Origin of the sequence: Stenotrophomonas sp. SORGH_AS_0282 (assembly GCF_030818125.1) — a bacterium.
GTDB classification, from domain to species: Bacteria; Pseudomonadota; Gammaproteobacteria; order Xanthomonadales; family Xanthomonadaceae; genus Stenotrophomonas; species Stenotrophomonas rhizophila_A.
The window spans coordinates 938,993-954,733 of the sequence record NZ_JAUTAB010000001.1 but is presented as its reverse complement, the minus strand read 5'-3'; the positions used below and the strand labels follow the sequence as shown (position 1 = coordinate 954,733).

The window sequence follows — 15,741 nt, the reverse complement described above, 5'->3', positions numbered from 1 at the left end:
TCCCTATCCAAGGAACCGCGTTACCCCATGGACACCACGCTGACGCTGACCACCGACATGAAGCTCGTCCTGGGGCTGGTCGGCTTCACGATGGCGATGTTCCTGTTCGAGCGCATCCGCGCCGACGTGGTGGCGCTGGTGGTGCTGGTGGTGCTGGGCGTGACTGGCCTGATCGCGCCGGAGGAAATCTTCGGCGGTTTCTCGGGTAACGCGGTGATGAGCATCATCGCCACCACCATCCTCGGTGCCGGCCTGGACCGCACCGGGGCGCTGAACAGGCTGGCGGCGTGGCTGCTGCGGCGCGGACATGGCGTTGAAACCCGCTTGCTGATGATGACCACGGCCATTGCCGGGTTGAATTCGTCGTTCATGCAGAACCCATCGGTGATGGCACTGTACCTGCCGGTGGCCTCGCGGCTGGTGGCGCGCACCGGGCTGACCCTGCAGCGCCTGCTGCTGCCGATTGCCGCGGCGATCGTGATGGGCGGCGCGCTGACCATGGTCGGCAATTCACCGCTGATCCTGCTCAACGATCTGCTGGCCTCGGCCAACAACAATCTTCCTTCGGGCCTTGCCACGATCGAACCGCTGCGCATGTTCGCGCCGCTGCCGATCGGCCTGGCGCTGCTGGCCGCGTCGCTGCTGTACTTCCGCTACTTCGGCGACCGCAAGCTGGTGGAAGAAGAAACCCTGGCCAACGATGGCGTCACCCCGGCCCGCACGGAAAGCTACTTCGCCAAGACCTACGGGATCGAGGGCGATGTGTTCGAGCTGGTGGTCAGCGCCGAAAGCCCGCTGGTGGGCATGACCCTGGGCGAGGCCGAGAACCTGCACGATGCGCCGTTGATGCTGGCGCTCAAGACCGGCAACGACACCCGGCTGGCACCGCCGGCGGAAATGCGGATCTGGGTGGGCAGCGTGCTGGGCGTCATGGGCAGCCGCCAGCAGGTAGGCGATTTCGCCCAGAACCAGTTTCTGCGCATGTCTTCGCGCCTGAAGCACCTGGGCGACCTTTTCAACCCCAGCCGCGCGGGTATTTCCGAGGCGGTGATTCCGCCTACCTCCGAGGTGATCGGCAAGAGCGCCTCGGACCTGCGCCTGCGCAAGCAGCGCGGCATCAGCCTGCTGGCGATCAACCGCGACAAGCAGGTGATCCGCGAGGACGTGCGCAACGTGCCGCTGCGCGCCGGCGACATGCTGGTGTTCCACAGCATCTGGACCGACCTGGCCCAGGCCGCCAAGAGCCGTGACTTCGTGGTGGTGACCGATTACCCGAAGGGCGAACAGCGCCCGCACAAGTTCAAGATCGCCATGTCGATCTTCGCCATCACGATCCTGATCGCGCTGACGTCGAAGCTGCCGGTGGCATTGACCCTGATGACCGGCGTGGCCGGCATGCTGCTCACCGGCGTGCTGCGCATGGACGAGGCGTATGCCTCGATCAACTGGAAAACGGTGTTCATGATGGCCGGGCTGATTCCGCTCGGCTGGGCGATGGACAGCAGCGGCGCGGCGGCCTGGGTGGCCGGGCACACCATCGACCGCCTGCCTACCGGCATTCCGGTGTGGGTGCTGGAAATCGCGTTGGCGCTTCTGACCACGGTGTTTTCGCTGGTGATCAGCCATGTAGGCGCGACCATCGTGATGGTGCCCATTGCGGTGAACCTGGCGCTGGCGGCCGGTGGCAGCCCGACCGCGTTCGCGCTGATCGTGGCGCTGTCGGCGTCCAACAATCTGATGACCGCTTCAAACCCGGTGATTTCGATGATCACCGGACCGGCCAACTACACCCCGCGCGAGTTGTGGCGGGTGGGCGCGCCGTTGTCGTTGATCTACACCATCGTGGTGGTGGCGATGATCAACCTGATGTTCTGAGGAACACCTGGCCATCGCGCACGTGCAGCGGCACGGCGCGCAACCGGTCGCCCTTGCAGGGGCCGGCCACGCAGCTGCCATCCACCAGCGAGAACGATGCACCGTGCGCGGCGCAGACCAGGTCGCCGGCCTTGCTCTTGAGGAACTGGCCCGGCGCCCAATCCAGCCGGCGCCCGGCGTGGGGGCAGATGTTGAGCCAGCCGCGCACATCGTCGCCCTCGCGATACAGCACCAGCGACTCGTGGTCGCCGTCGATGCACCCCTCCACCTCGGCAAATCCCCCGTCGGCAATACGTTCCAGGGCGATCAGGGCAGTGGCGGAGGCATCGGAAACAGACATGGAAACAGGATCCAGGGCACGGTACGCGATTGTCTCACGCCCTCATCTGGCTGGCTCTGCGATGAACACAAGTCATTGATTTCAAATAAACGTAGGCTTCGTTTAACGAGTTTTTCACTCAATGACAAAAGACTGCCGGGATACTGACATCTCGCTGACTTCAGCCAAAGAACCGCCATGTACAACCGCTTCCAGTTCAACCAGTTCCGCTCCCTGTTTGCGCCGCGCAAGCCGCGCCATCCGTTGGTGCGCGTTGCGGTGGGCCTGTTGGGTCTGGCGATCCTGGCCGCCCTGGTGTTCGTGGGTGTGTTCGTGGGCGCGGCGATGATCATCGCCGGCGTGGCATGGAAGCTGCTGGCTTCGCGGAAGCAGGCCGCGCGTGCGGCCGATCCGCAGGTGGTGGAAGGCGAGTACCGCGTGGTGCGCAAGCAGGCGTTGCCGCTGTCGCGTTGAGCCCGGTTTGCCGACTAACAGTCGGCACTACACGTTTTCCGATGTGGCGGAATACACTCGTGCGACCCCTTCCCACAGGACGCGCGCATGTCTGATGTAATCCCGGCCCCTGAACAACCCCGCATTCCGGTCGCCGGTGGCGGTACGTTTCCAGTGCGCCGCATCTACTGTGTCGGCCGCAATTTCGCCGACCACGCCAAGGAAATGGGCGCTGCCGTGCCCGCCGCCGATGACCGCGGCCGGCCGATGTTCTTCAGCAAGCCGGCCGATGCGATCGTGGTTGGCCATGACGATGTGATCCCCTACCCGCCTTCCACCCAGGATCTGCACCACGAAGTGGAGCTGGTGGTGGCGATCGGCCGTGACGCGCCTGCCGGCGAGCTGCCGCTCGACCAGGCCGAGGCGCTGGTGTTCGGCTACGGCGTAGGCCTGGACCTGACCCGCCGCGACCTGCAGGCGGCGGCCAAGGCCAAGGGCCACCCGTGGGATTCGGCCAAGGGTTTCGATCATTCCGCGCCGGTCAGCGAACTGGTGCCGGCCGGTGAAGTGGGCGATCTTGCCGCGCTCAACCTGTCGCTGGAAATCAACGGCGAAGTGCGCCAGCAGTCACTGCTGGACCAGATGATCTGGAACGTGCCGGAGATCCTGCACGAGCTGTCCAAGCTGTGGGCACTGCGCGCGGGCGACCTGGTGTTCATGGGTACGCCGGCCGGCGTGGCCGCACTGAAGCCGGGCGATCGTTTCAGCGCCCGCCTGGAAAACGTGGCCGAACGGCACGGCGTCATCGCCGGATGACGACACGCGCCGCGTTACGCTGCGGCGACCTTTGCTATCCCCGCTACAGGAGAACCCGATGGGAATGCTGACTGAGTTCAAGGAATTCGCCATGCGTGGCAACGTCATCGACCTGGCGGTCGGTGTGGTCATCGGTGCTGCGTTCGGCAAGATCGTCACCGCGCTGGTGGACAAGATCATCATGCCGCCGCTGGGCTGGCTGATCGGCCGGGTGGATTTCTCGGAGCTGGCGTGGACCCTGGCGCCGGCACGCGTGGCCGCCGATGGCACGGAGATTCCTGCCGTGGTGATCGGCTACGGCGATTTCCTCAATACGCTGGTGCAGTTCCTGATCGTAGCGTTCGCGATCTTCATGGTGGTCAAGGTGATCAATCGCCTGGCGCGCAAGAAGGAAGCGGCACCGGCTGCGCCGAAAGAAGAGATCCTGCTGCTGCGGGAGATCCGGGACAATTTGAAGCAGTAAAGGGCGTAGGCGACGACCGTTGGTCGTCGCCCTGCCCGCCGGTGGAAAACAGCATCCGCCCAACCATGACCTCCCGCCCATGTGCGGCGCGGGCAGGCTGCTAAGCTCGGGGGCTTCCGCCCTGTTCCCCCGGAGTCCGTCCCATGCGTCGCCGCGTCCTTGCCATCGCATCTTCCCTCGCCCTGCTGGCCGCCCCGGCGTTCGCGGCGACGGGCACCACCACCCTGCCGCCGAAATCGCTGGCTACCGCTGCTGAACTGCGCGAGCAGGCCCTGAAGGACGACACCGGCTGGAAGGTGGTCGAATCGCTGACGACCGAGATCGGCCCGCGCATTGCCGGCAGCGAGGCCGACGCCCGCGCGGTGGCCTGGGCCGAAGCCAAGTTCAAGGCACTGGGCTTTGACAAGGTGTGGAAAGAGCCGGTGACCTTCCCCAAGTGGGAACGCCGCAGTGAACACGCGCAGGTGGTGGGCAAGCATGCACAGCCGCTGAGCATCACCGCGCTGGGCGGCAGCCCGGGCGGTACGGTCGAGGCCGAGGTGGTGCGCTTCGCTGACCTGGCCGCGCTGCAGGCCGCGCCGGAAGGCTCGCTCAAGGGCAAGATCGCCTTCGTGGATTACCAGATGACCGCCTACCGCGATGGCCGCGACTACGGCAAGGGCGGCGCGGTGCGCAGCAAAGGCCCGTCCGAGGCGATCCGCAAGGGTGCGGTGGGCTTTGTGATGCGTTCGGCCGGTACCGATTCGCACCGCGTGCCGCATACCGGCATCACCCGCTTCGACGACGGCCTGACCCCGGTGCCGTCGGCGGCGCTGTCGGTGCCCGATGCCAACCAGCTGGCGCGGCTGGTCGCGCTGGGACCGACGAAGCTCAAGCTCAGCCTGGATTGCGGCTGGGATGGCACCGCCACCTCGTACAACGTGATCGGTGAGATCACCGGGCGCAGCCTGCCCAAGGAAGTGGTGGTCATTGGTGGCCACCTCGATTCCTGGGACCTGGGCACCGGCGCGATCGACGATGGCGCCGGCGTAGCGCTGACCATGGCCGCCGGCCACCTGATCGGCCAGCTCAAGCAGGCGCCCAAGCGCAGCATCCGCGTGGTCGCTTTCGCCAACGAGGAACAGGGTCTGTACGGCGGCAAGGCCTACGCCGAAGCGCATGCCAAAGACATCGTGCTGCACCAGCTGGCCGCCGAGAGCGACTTCGGTGCCGGCCGCATCTATGCGTTCAACACCGGTTCGCCGAACCCGGAAGGCTCGCGCGAGGCGACCGCCCAGATTGCCGACGTGCTCAAGCCGCTGGGCATCGAATACGCCCCGGACAAGGGTGGCCCGGGCCCCGATATCGGCCCGCTTGCCGCCAAGGGCGGCGCATGGGCGTGGCTGGCGCAGGACGGAACCGACTACTTCAACCTGCACCACACCGCCGACGACACGCTCGACAAGATCGAACCGGCGGCGCTGGCGCAGAACGTGGCGGCGTACACGGTGTTCGCCTACCTGGCGGCCGAAGCCGATGGCAATTTCGGCAGTGAAGCCAAGGCGACCACCCCGCCGAACGAATAAGCGATGCTGTGGAAACCGGCGGTGTCTGCCGCCGGTTTCCGTTTCGGGTTACCGCAACCACACCGTGCTGGCCGGTAGCGTGATGTTGTCGGGGCGGTACACCGGGTCCCTTCCGGCACCGCGTGAGGCTTCGTAATCGCGCAGTGCGGCCAAGGCCGGTTTCTGCAGCAGCAGCAGCGCGATGATGTTGAGCCAGGTCATCAGGCCCACGCCGATATCGCCCAGCGACCACGCGACCGTGGCGCTGTTCAACGCCGAATACAGCATGGCGCCCAGGAAGCCCAGCCGGAACAACGCCATCACCCACGGCGAGGTGCGGTTGCGCAGCAGGTACACCACGTTGGTTTCGGCCGTGTAGTACAGCGCCAGGATGGTGGTGAAGGCGAACGGCAGGATCGCCAGGGCGATGAACGAACGCCCGAAGCCCGGCAACGCCGATTCCACCGCCTGCTGCACGAACCGCGGCCCCGCTTCCAGCCCCGGTACGTTGGCCACGATCCACTGCGCCGGTGCGGCCGGGTCATGCACGTTGTAGGTGCCGGCCGACAGGATCAGGAAGGCGGTGGCGCTGCACACCACCATGGTGTCGATGTACACCGAACAGGCCTGTACCAGCCCCTGCTTCACCGGGTGCGAGACTTCCGCTGCGGCAGCGGGATGCGCACCGCTGCCCATGCCGGCTTCGTTGGACATCACGCCACGGCGCACGCCCCACTGGATGGCCGTGCCGATCATGGCGCCGAACGCGGCGTCCTGGCCGAATGCACTGCGCAGGATGATGCTGAACATCTCCGGCACCGCATCCAGGTTCAGGGCCATCACCACGGCCGCCACCACCAGATAGCCCAGCGCCATGAACGGCACGATGACCTGGGCCACCTGTGCGATGCGCCGCACGCCGCCGAAGATCACCATCGCGACCACCGTGCCGATGCCGGCCGCGGTAACCCAGCCCGGCGCGCCCCATGCCTCGTCCAGCGCGCTGACCATCGCGTTGGACTGCGTACCGGGCAGCAGCAGCCCGCAGCCGATCACCGTGCTGAGCGCGAACAGCACCGCGTACCAGCGCTTGCCCAGGCCCTTTTCGATGTAGTACGCCGGGCCACCCCGGTACATGCCGTTGCTGTCGCGCTGCTTGTAGATCTGCGCCAGGGTGGATTCGACGAAGGCGCTGGAGGCACCGAGGAAGGCGACGATCCACATCCAGAAAATCGCACCCGGCCCGCCGTAGGCAATGGCCATCGCCACGCCGGCGATGTTGCCCACGCCAACGCGGCTGGACAGCGACAGGCTCAATGCCTGGAACGAGGACACACCCGCCGCCGAACTGCGCCCCTGGAACATCAGCTTGAGCATCTCCGGCAGCCCGCGCAGCTGGATGAAGCGGGTGCGCACGCTGAAGTACAGGCCCACCAGCAGGCACAGCCCGACCAGCGCCGGACTCCAGACGATGCCCAGCAGGCGGGCGACGATCTCATCGAGGCCCATCAGAAGAACATGCCCAAGGCGACCTGCGGGTTGATGTAGCTGCCGGTATTGCGGCCCGCGACCGTGAACTCCACACCGGCAATCAGCCCGACGCTGGGACTGAAGTGATACTGCACCGCCGGTGCGAGGGTGACGTTGCGGCTGCCGGGGCGACGTTCATCGATGCGCAGCATGGTGCCGTCGGCAGCGGGCGCGTAGCCGCTCAGGTGACGGTCGCTCTGGCGGCTGATGGCGAACTCGAATACGCCCACCCACTTCGAGTCGAAGCTGTACTCACCGGCCGCGGAAAGGCCGATCAGCGAACCCGGCGCGATGTTGCCGCGGAAGCCATCCGGGGTGCCGTACACGCTGTGGTCGTTGATCGCCACGCGCGCCGGTGCCGGGCTGGCGCTGAGCTGGCCACGCCAGCGCAGCGGGCGACCGTTGGGCAGCCACACCACCTGCTGCATGCCCAGCCCGAAGGTGGTGCGCTGCACGCCGTCGCCTTGGGCATTGAGCGGGTTGCCATCGATGCGGTCATAGCTGCCGGTGGCGTAGCGCTGGCTCAGCGATACCGAAATGGCCGGGCGGGTGCCGTCTTCGTTCGGCGCCTGCAGCAGGTACTGCACCATGGCGGTGGTATCGCCGGCGCGGAAGCCGCGGCTGCGCTCGCTGCCGGTCTCGGCGCGCGAGGCGCTGAGGTTGACCTGCGCGGTCACGCGCTGACCCAGGCCGTAGGCGATCGGCACCACGGTCAGCCAGGCGGCGCTGCGGCCGTCGCTGTCATGCCGGCGGCCGTCGCCATCGAAGTAGCGGTCGCTGTCGATGCGGACCAGGTACGGCTCGATGAAGAGATTGCCTTTGGGCATGCCGGCCGGATTGGGGGTGATCAGCGGCCCCATGAAATTGACGCCGTCCAGCGAGTGCTCGGCAGCCTGGGCGGCAGCGGGCAGCAGGCCGGCGATCAGGGCGAAGGAAATCGGGCGCAGGGAACGCAGCGCATCGAATGTCATGGAATGCCTCCTTGGTGACAGAGTGATGCGGCAGGCCAATCCGCCGCACCGGCAATCTGCACAGGAAGTCATCTCGGAAAAATCGGTAAATCACGCGAATCTTGCGTTCTGTGCGCGGGCGCACGCACGAAAATGCCTATCACGCCAACGGCGTTTTTCAGCGGATGCCCAGCAGGAAACGCGCTTCCGGATTTCCATCACGCGCGGCCCGAAGCGTCACTGCGCGTACACGTCGCAAGACCCCTTGCGCGGGCCCGGAATGTCGCACTCCGCCCCCGCGCACCGCGAAAACGCATAAAAAAAGCCCGGCCAAGCGGCCGGGCTACCGGGATTCGTCACACCCCACGCGGTGAGCGCCACGGAACAGACCGTGATCCGGACAACGGCGCCGCACTGGGTGGGTGTCTCTCCTCACCTACACAGTACGGCGCCGCGTTGCACTGTGACGCAGCAAGAACGCAGCGCACCATGCGAAAAATCCGAATCCACCGTAGGCACGACTCCTTTGGAGAAGTCGATCACATCACGCAGGGCAGCGCGCAAGCGTTACCCGAAGTTACCGCTGTGCATACCAGTGCGACAGCAACACGGCGGTGGCCGATGCCACGTTGAGGCTTTCCACCGCACCACTGCCGGGAATGGATACCTGCAGGTCGCAGGTCTGTGCCAACGCACGGTCCATGCCCTCGCCTTCGGCGCCCATCACATACACCAGCCGCGCCGGCAAGGTGGCCTTGAACAGGTCCGCGCCGCCTTCCACCAGCGTGGCGGCGAGGCCGAAGCCGCCGGTACGCAGTGCTTCCATTGCCTGCGGCACTGCCGGCAGGCGCACCAGCGGCACCGCTTCGGCGCCGCCTTCAGCAACACGCGCCGCCGCACCGGACAATGCCAGCGTGGAATCGGGCGGCAGCAGCAGCCCGGACACGCCGAAGTGCGCCGCCGAACGCAGGATGGCGCCGAAGTTGTGCGGGTTGCCCACGCCATCCAGCCACAGCGCCAGCGCCGGCTTGTCGGCCGGCAGGCCGGCCAGCCACTCGCCCAGTTCCAGCATCGGGGCGCGCAGCACGTCCGCCACCACGCCTTCGTGGTGGGTGGTGGCGGCGAGCTTGTTGAGGTCACCCTCTTCCACCACGCGATAGCCGACGCGGTTGGCCACGCACCACTTCAGCAGCGGCTGCAGCCGCGGGATCAGCGCCTCGGCCAGGTACAGCTTGCGCAGCGCCTGCGGGCGGCGCTCGAACAGCGCCTGCACGGCATTCCAGCCGTACAGGCGCAGCTCGTCGTTGCCGCGCCCCGGCGGTGGCGGGGTGCCGCCTTCGCGCGGCGGCAGCGGGGTGGCCCGCGGCGGTCGCGAGGACGGGCGACGGGCGTTTTTCCAGGGATCATTCACTACGGGACTGCTCCAGCTTGCGGTGACGCCAGAAATCGGCGTTCTTGATGCCCAGGGCATCGGGGTCGAAGGTCGGATCCAGGCCGAGCTTCTTCTGGCGCTCGTAATCGCGCAGGGCGATCAGGGCCGGCTTCTGCACGATCAGGATCGCGACGATGTTCAACCACGCCATCAGGCCCACGCCGATGTCGCCCAGCGCCCACGCCATCTTGGCGTTGTGGAAGGCGCCGAACACCACCATGCCGATGATGCCCAGGCGCAGCGCCAGCACGGTGAGCGGGCGCTTGCGGTTGTGGTTGAGGTAGCTGAGGTTGGTTTCGGCCATGTAGTAATAGGCCATGATGGTGGTGAAGGCGAAGAAGAAGATCGCGATGGCCACGAAGCCCGAGCCCCAGCCCGGCAGCACGGTTTCCACCGCAGCCTGTGCGTAGCCCGCGCCTTCGGCCACACCGGCCAGGCCGGCGAACACCGGCTCGGCGCCCGGCGTGGGCGAGTACACGTTGTAGGTGCCGGCCGCCAGGATCAGGAAGGCGGTGGCGGTGCACACCATCATGGTGTCGAAGTAGATGGCGAAGGCCTGCACGTAGCCCTGCTTGGCCGGGTGCGAGACCTCCGAGGCCGCGGCCGCGTGCGGGCCGGTACCTTGGCCCGCTTCGTTGGCGTAGATGCCGCGCTTGACGCCCCACTCCACCGCCAGGCCCATCATCGCGCCGAACGCGGCGTGGGCGCCGAAGGCGCTGCTGAACACGGTACGGAACATGTCCGGCACGCGCTCATAGTTGAGGATCATGATGACGATGGCCATCAGGATGAAGCCGGCGGCCATGAACGGCACCACCACTTCGGCGAAGTTGGCGATGCGCTTGACGCCGCCGAAGATCACCACGCCCAGCAGCAGGGCGACCACGATGCCGATGCCGAGCTTGAACGCCTGCACCGATTCCATGCCCATGAACTGGCCATCCAGCGGTCCGCACAGGGCGCCGCCACGGCAGGAGTTGATGATGCTGTCGGCGATCGCATTGGCCTGCACGCCCGGCATCAGGAAACCGGCAGCAACGATCGTGGCCATGGCGAAGGCCATCGCGTACCACTTCAGGCCCATGGCCTTTTCGATGTAGTACGCCGGGCCACCCCGGTAGCGGCCGTCGGCATCCTTGGTCTTGTAGATCTGCGCCAGGGTGCACTCGACATACGAGGTGGACGCCCCGAGGAAGCCCATCACCCACATCCAGAAGATCGCACCGGGGCCGCCGAAGGCGATGGCGGTAGCCACGCCGGCGATGTTGCCGATGCCCATGCGGCCGGCCATGGACATGGCCAGGGCCTGGAACGAGGACACGCCGGCGTCGGACTTTTCGCCCTGCACGGTGAGCCGGCACATTTCGAAGAAGCCACGCAGCTGCATGAAGCGGGTGCGCACGCTGAAGAACAGGCCGGCCGCCAGGCACAGGAAGATCAGTGCCTTGCTCCAGATGATGCCATTGATGAATTCGACTACTGCTTCCACGCGCTCTCTCCAGTCGGCGGAAAATGAAGGACGTCCCGTCGGCTGGAAGGGACCGGTCGATTCTCCATCATCGAGCGCCAGCCCGATAGGGCCGATTTACGGGGTGCGGACCCTGGCAAACCGCCGCAGGTCGTGCAGCCGGCCGCGCTTGAACACGGCGCAGCGGGCCGTTCCTTCTTCCTGGAACCCGTTGCCGAGCAGCACGCGGGCCGATCCTTCGTTGAAATCCAGCACTTCGGCCTGCAGCCTGAACAGGCGCAGCTCGTCCATCACCCAGGGGGCGAACAGGCCTACAACGCGGGTCATCCAGCCCTGCCCCCAGTATGCGCGACCCAGCCAGTAGCCCAGCTCAGCGGTGTGCCCACGTTCGGCCACGCCCGGTTGGGCGCCGATGCTGCCGCAGGCGGCGCCGTCGATCTCGATGGCCAGGTTGAGCGTCTCCGGGGCCAGGATCCGGCCGCCGAGGAAGGCCTCGCCGTCTTCCCGGGTGTACGGGAACGGGAAGCGGTCGCGCAGCCCGCGCGAGACCGCCTCGTCGTTGGCATGCCGCAGCAGCGCCTCCAGATCGTCGCTGCGCCAGGGGCGCAGCACGAATCCGGGGCCTTCCAGCCGCAGCGGCCGGTCAGGCATGGCCACCGACCGACGGGGTGTCGGCTTCCTGCTTTTCCAGCTCGCGGGCCACGGCTTCCGGCGAGCGCGTGTACGGGGCCAGCAGCGAATAGAACGCCGGGACCACGAACAGCGAGAGGAAGGTGGAGACGGTGACGCCGAAGATCACCACGATGCCGATCGTTCCGCGGCTGGCCGAACCCGGGCCACCGGCGACGACCAGCGGGATGGCACCGACCACGGTGGCGATGGAGGTCATCAGGATCGGACGCAGGCGCACCATGGCCGATTCGACGATGGCGCGGTGCACGTCACGCCCTTCGTCGCGCAGCTGGTTGGCGAATTCGACGATCAGGATGCCGTTCTTCGCCGCCAGGCCGACCAGCATCACGATGCCGATCTGGCTGAACAGGTTGATGGTGCCGCCGCTCACGTACAGGCCCAGCAGCGCGCCGAGCACGCCCAGCGGCACGGTGAGCATGATCACCAGCGGGTGGATGAAGCTTTCGAACTGCGCGGCCAGCACCAGGTACACCACCAGCAGCGCCATGGCGAAGGTGAGCAGCACCGCGCTGCCGGCATTCTGGTATTCGCGCGATTCGCCCTTCCAGTCGATCTGCGCGTGCTGCGGCAGTTCTTCGCGTGCGGTCTGCTGGGCCCAGGCGATGGCCTCGCCGAGCGGGTAGCCCGGGGCCAGGCCGGCGGTGATGGTGATCGCGCGCAGGCGGTTGAAACGGTTGAGGTTGCCCGCTTCGGCCACTTCGCTGAGCGTGACCAGGTTGGACAGCGGCACCAGTTCGCCATTGGTGGCGCGCACGCGGATGGCGGCCAGGTCGTCGGGCGAGGCGCGGCCTTCGCGGCCGGCCTGGACCAGCACGTCGTACTCTTCGCCGTTGTCGACGAAGGTGGTGACGCGGCGCGAGCCCATCATGGTTTCCAGCGCCGACCCAATGGCGGTGACCGAGACGCCCAGGTCGGCCGCGCGCTGGCGGTCGATGTTCACGCGCATCTGCGGGCGGGTTTCCTTGTAATCCGAATCCGGGCCGACCAGGCCGGGGTTGTCGGCCATGCGTTCGAGCATGCGGTCGCGCCACTGCGCGATTTCAGCGTATTCGGGGCCGCCAAGCACGATCTGGAACGGCTGGCCCTGGCTGCGGACCAGGCCGCCGCCGACCTGGGTGCGCACGCGCACGCCGCGGATGCCGTCGAGGTCCTTCTGCAGTTCGGCGGCCACGTCGGGGGTGGCGGTGGAACGTTCGCGCCACGGCTGCAGGAACACGCTGATGCGGCCGGTGTGCATTTCCTCGCTGGCCCCGAAGCCGCCGGGCACGCGCGGGTTGGCGCGCACGATGGGCTTGTCCGCGCCGACGTACCCGGCCACGACCTTTTCCACTTCCTGCACCTGGCCCACGGTGTAGTCGTAGCCGGCGCCTTCCGGGCCGTCGATCATGATCTGGAACGAACCGCGGTCTTCGGCCGGGGCGAGTTCGGACGGCAGCACCTTCAACAGCAGCGCGCTGGCGGCGAGCGACAGCAGCATCACCACGCCGTAGATCCAGATCTTGCCGACGTGGGCATCCAGCACGCGTCCGTAGGATGCCGAGACGCGGTCGAGGTTGCGGTTGATGAAACCGTGCAGGCCCTTGGGCGGCTGGCCGGTGTGCGGCTTGAGCAGCTTGGAGGCCATCATCGGGGTGAGCGTCAGCGACACGAACGCCGACAGCGCCACGGCGGCGGCCAGGGCCACGGCCAGTTCGCGGAACAGGCGGCCGGTGTTGCCTTCAAGGAAACCGACCGGCAGGAACACGGCAACCAGCACGGCGGTGGTGGCGATGACCGCGAACGCCACCTGCGCGGTACCACGCTTGGACGCCACCAGCGGTGGCTCGCCCAGGTCGATGCGGCGCTGCACGTTTTCGACCACGACGATGGCATCGTCCACCACCAGGCCGATACACAGCACCAGTGCGAGCAGGGTCAGCAGGTTGATCGAGAAGCCGAACGCATACAGGGCGATGAAGGCGGCCACCAGGCACACCGGCACGGTCACTGCAGGAATCAACGCGGCGCGGAAACTGCCGAGGAACAGCCAGATCACCGCCAGCACCAGCAGCATGGCTTCCACCAGCGTGGCGTACACGCGGTCGACGGCGGCTTCGATGAAGGTGGTGTTGTCGAAGGCCACGAAGATGTGGGTGCCTTCGGGCAGGGTCTGGCCGACGCGCTCGGCTTCGGCGCGGGCGGTGCGGGCCACGTCCAGCGAGTTGGCGGTGGAGGTCTTGACGATGCCCAGGCCGATGCCGGGCTCGCCGTTGCTGCGGTAGTAGGCGCGGCGTTCGGACGAGGCCAGTTCGATCTTTGCGACGTCGCCCATGCGCACCACGTAGCCATCAGCGCCCTTGCCGAGCGGGATGGTGGCGAAGTCTTCGGGCTTTACGTAGTTGCGCTCCACGCGCAGGGTGAAATCGCGGTCGGCCGATTCGATGCGGCCGGCGGGCAGTTCGACGTTTTCGTTGCGCAGCGCGGTTTCCACGTCCCCCACGGTCAGGCCGCGCGCGGCGAGCTGGTCGCGGTCGAGCCAGATGCGCATGGCATAGCGCTGGCGGCCGCCGATGCGGACCTGGGCCACGCCATCGAGGCTGGAGAAGCGGTCGACCACGTAGCGGTCGGCGTAGTCGCTCAGCTCCAGCGTGTTCATGCTGGAAGAGGTCATGTTGAACCAGATGATCGGGTCGGCGTCGCTCTCGACTTTGGCGATTTCCGGCGGGCGCGCCTCTTCGGGCATGCGGTCGGCGACGCGGCTGACGGCGTCGCGCACGTCGTTGGCGGCCGCTTCGATATCACGGTTGGAGGTGAATTCGATGCTGACCTGGGCGCGGCCGTTGGAGCTGCGCGCGTTGATGGTGTCGATGCCTTCGATGCCGGCCAGGGCGTCTTCCAGCACCTGGGTGATGCGGCTTTCGATGACGGCCGCCGAGGCACCGGTGTAATCGACGGAGACCGAAACGATCGGCGGGTCGATCGCGGGCAGCTCGCGCAGGGTCAGGCGGGTGAACGACATGATGCCCAGCACGACCAGCAGCAGGCTCATCACCACGGCAAACACCGGCCGCTGGATGGAGATGTTGGAGAGTTTCATCCGGCGCTGCCCACGGGCGCTGCGGCCGGCGCGGCGGTGTCGTTGACCTTCAGGCCGGGACGCAGCTTGCCGGTGCCGTCGACGACGATGCGGTCGCCTGCCTTGAGCCCTTCACGGATTTCAACGACGCCGGAGCGGCGCGCGCCGCTGACCACGTCGACGCGCTCGACCACGTGGTCGGGTTTGACGCGGAAGACGAACGAATCGCGGCCGACCTGGACCACGGCGATTTCGGGAATGACCAACGCCTGGCGTTCGGGACGGAACATGCGCACGTCGAGCAGCATGCCCGGGCGCAGGGCGTGGTCGGCGTTGATGAAGTCGGCGCGCACGGTGACGGCGCGGGTACCGGGATCGACGCGGGTATCGATGGTGGCCACGTCGCCTTCGAAGGTGCGGCCCGGGTAGGCCACGCTGGTGGCGCTGACCTTGTCGCCCTTGGCCAGCGAGGCCAGTTCGGCTTCGGGCACCTGGAAATCGACGTGCATGCGTTCGATGTCGTCGAGGGTGGCGATGACGGTGGTGGGGGTGACGAGCGACCCTTCGCTGACCTGGCGGATGCCGAGCACGCCGGCAAACGGTGCACGCACGCGGCGGTCGCCGATGTCGGACTGCATTTCGCGCACGCGGGCTTCGGCGGCATCGCGGATGGCGCGCTGGGTGTCGAGGGTGGCACTGGCGACGAGCTGCTGGGCCGCCAGTTCACGCTGGCGCTTGTACAGCTGGTCGGCTTCGGCAAAGGTGGCCTGGGCCTGCAGCAGGGCGGCTTCCTGGGCCTGGCCGCGCAGGGTCACCAGGGGGGTGCCGGCGGAGACCTGCTGGCCGCTGTCGAAGTGCACGGTGTCGATGATTTCGCTGACTTTGGCGGTGATGGTCACCGACTCGCGGGCCTTGGCGGTGCCCAGTGCCTGCAGGGTGTCGCTCCAGGCGGAGGTCTGCACGACCTGGGTAGTCACCGGCACGACTTCGGCCTGCCGGCGGGCGGCTTGGTCCTTGCTGCCACACCCGGCCAGGATGGCCAGGCCGAGGCCGGCAATGATGCGTGCGGTGATGCGTCCCGACATGAAGTACAGCCCTTGATGTTCCACGACCGGCAAGTGTAGCCACCGCCCGCGTCAGGCA

Annotated in this window: 13 protein-coding genes; 5 read left to right on the top strand and 8 right to left on the bottom strand. The window is 67.1% G+C overall.

The annotated features are described in order from the left end of the window. Positions 1-27 precede the first annotated feature (27 nt). Positions 28-1,875 carry an SLC13 family permease gene (locus QE395_RS04135; protein ID WP_184126688.1) on the top strand — a complete coding sequence of 616 codons (1,848 nt, stop codon included), beginning with the start codon at positions 28-30 and terminating at the stop codon, positions 1,873-1,875. Here QE395_RS04135 and QE395_RS04130 read toward each other — a convergent pair. Continuing rightward, the gene (locus QE395_RS04130; RefSeq protein ID WP_306987627.1) at positions 1,859-2,215 is read right to left on the bottom strand and encodes a Rieske 2Fe-2S domain-containing protein; all 357 of its coding nucleotides are present in this window, start codon (positions 2,213-2,215) and stop codon (positions 1,859-1,861) included. The two genes, QE395_RS04135 and QE395_RS04130, sit on opposite strands and share 17 nt — an antisense overlap. Positions 2,216-2,392: 177 nt before the next feature. Here QE395_RS04130 and QE395_RS04125 point away from each other — a divergent pair, with 177 nt between their 5' ends. The 4 genes from QE395_RS04125 to QE395_RS04110 all read left to right on the top strand — a co-directional run bounded on the left by QE395_RS04125 (position 2,393) and on the right by QE395_RS04110 (position 5,491). Then, positions 2,393-2,668: a hypothetical protein gene (locus tag QE395_RS04125; protein ID WP_093533692.1), complete on the top strand. Its 276-nt coding sequence runs from the start codon at positions 2,393-2,395 to the stop codon at positions 2,666-2,668. Between the two features lie 87 nt (positions 2,669-2,755). Then, positions 2,756-3,463, top strand: a complete 708-nt coding sequence (locus QE395_RS04120) for a fumarylacetoacetate hydrolase family protein (RefSeq protein WP_068853834.1) — start codon at positions 2,756-2,758, stop codon at positions 3,461-3,463. Between the two features lie 58 nt (positions 3,464-3,521). Continuing rightward, complete coding sequence (gene mscL, locus QE395_RS04115) at positions 3,522-3,926, top strand: large-conductance mechanosensitive channel protein MscL (protein ID WP_249833015.1); 405 nt, start codon at positions 3,522-3,524, stop codon at positions 3,924-3,926. A gap of 143 nt (positions 3,927-4,069) precedes the next feature. After that, positions 4,070-5,491, top strand: a complete 1,422-nt coding sequence (locus QE395_RS04110; protein WP_068853836.1) for a M28 family peptidase — start codon at positions 4,070-4,072, stop codon at positions 5,489-5,491. Positions 5,492-5,539: 48 nt separating this feature from the next. Here the strand turns inward: QE395_RS04110 and QE395_RS04105 are convergent, their stop codons facing one another. The 7 genes from QE395_RS04105 to QE395_RS04075 form a co-directional block, all read right to left on the bottom strand. Next, the gene (locus QE395_RS04105) at positions 5,540-6,979 is read right to left on the bottom strand and encodes an alanine/glycine:cation symporter family protein (RefSeq protein WP_249833017.1); all 1,440 of its coding nucleotides are present in this window, start codon (positions 6,977-6,979) and stop codon (positions 5,540-5,542) included. Further along, on the bottom strand, positions 6,979-7,971 hold the full coding sequence (locus tag QE395_RS04100; protein WP_249833018.1) for a hypothetical protein: 993 nt from the start codon (positions 7,969-7,971) through the stop codon (positions 6,979-6,981). The genes QE395_RS04105 and QE395_RS04100 overlap by 1 nt, the downstream gene beginning before the upstream one ends. A gap of 556 nt (positions 7,972-8,527) precedes the next feature. Then, complete coding sequence (locus QE395_RS04095) at positions 8,528-9,301, bottom strand: TrmH family RNA methyltransferase (protein WP_306990413.1); 774 nt, start codon at positions 9,299-9,301, stop codon at positions 8,528-8,530. Between the two features lie 52 nt (positions 9,302-9,353). Beyond that, on the bottom strand, positions 9,354-10,871 hold the full coding sequence (locus QE395_RS04090; protein ID WP_068853840.1) for an alanine/glycine:cation symporter family protein: 1,518 nt from the start codon (positions 10,869-10,871) through the stop codon (positions 9,354-9,356). Between the two features lie 96 nt (positions 10,872-10,967). Then, entirely contained in the window at positions 10,968-11,501 is a 534-nt protein-coding gene (locus QE395_RS04085; RefSeq protein WP_095363617.1) for a GNAT family protein, read from the bottom strand. After that, entirely contained in the window at positions 11,494-14,619 is a 3,126-nt protein-coding gene (locus QE395_RS04080; protein ID WP_249833019.1) for an efflux RND transporter permease subunit, read from the bottom strand. The genes QE395_RS04085 and QE395_RS04080 overlap by 8 nt, the downstream gene beginning before the upstream one ends. Next, entirely contained in the window at positions 14,616-15,683 is a 1,068-nt protein-coding gene (locus QE395_RS04075) for an efflux RND transporter periplasmic adaptor subunit (protein WP_217538650.1), read from the bottom strand. Before QE395_RS04075 ends, QE395_RS04080 begins: the two co-directional genes overlap by 4 nt. Between the last annotated feature and the right edge of the window lie 58 nt (positions 15,684-15,741).